Source organism: Myroides odoratus (assembly GCF_965118575.1).
GTDB classification, from domain to species: domain Bacteria; phylum Bacteroidota; class Bacteroidia; order Flavobacteriales; family Flavobacteriaceae; genus Flavobacterium; species Flavobacterium odoratum_B.
Map to the genome: position 1 here is coordinate 1 of NZ_CBCPHW010000052.1, position 747 is coordinate 747.

1 protein-coding gene is annotated in these 747 nt (G+C 31.1%); it reads left to right on the forward strand.

Going from position 1 to position 747, the window contains the following annotated elements:
• Window positions 1-445: hypothetical protein (locus ACMHJ2_RS17745; protein WP_413514180.1), on the forward strand; the 445-nt coding region annotated here is incomplete at its 5' end.
• Window positions 446-747 lie beyond the last annotated feature (302 nt).

Below are 747 nucleotides of genomic sequence, written 5' to 3' on the forward strand. Positions count from 1 at the left end.
CCTTAGTGGTACTACTACTGATGTAGGATTTAGTCCAATGAGAACGAGTGATGGTTTTTATATCAGTGAAAATAATCAATTAAAATCATTTTCTATAGGTTTGCAAGATGGTGGTGCTAAGTTTACCGAAGCTGGTTTAGCATTATCTATTACTGGTGTTGGAGCTCCATTAGGTGGTCCAATGATGGCTATTGGTGGATATATGGGATTAATAGGTGCTGGAATTGAATCATTATTTTTAGCTGGTCAAGGGAAAGAGAAAAAGGCAGCGGCTAAATTTGGAATATCTTTATTTTTCGCTCGTAGTGGAAATTATGGAGTACAAGCTGCAGAAAGAGCAATTGGAACAAGTGCAAATACAGCAACTAAAACCTTAATAGAAGGTATTAACATAACAGCAGAAAGGACAATAGGAAGTGATACAGAAAAATGGCTAACAAAATAAATGGGAGGTTATGATATATATAATAATTTATTTAATTATGATAATAATAGGTTTGAGAGGGATATTAAAGACTAAATTGCCAAAATATGAAAATGGCCCTGGTTTTGCAATAAAAACAAATTATCATTTAAGTAACTATATGTTGTTTATTGTAGGAATTATTTTTTTGATAATAAAAATAAAGAGTTACTTTTAAAAGTATAAAATATAAAAACCCGCTAGTCATTTGCTTAGCGGGTTTTTTGTTTTATAAAATAGCTTGTAATTTTCTTTGTTTAATAAAGGCATCAAGTAGCGCAAAA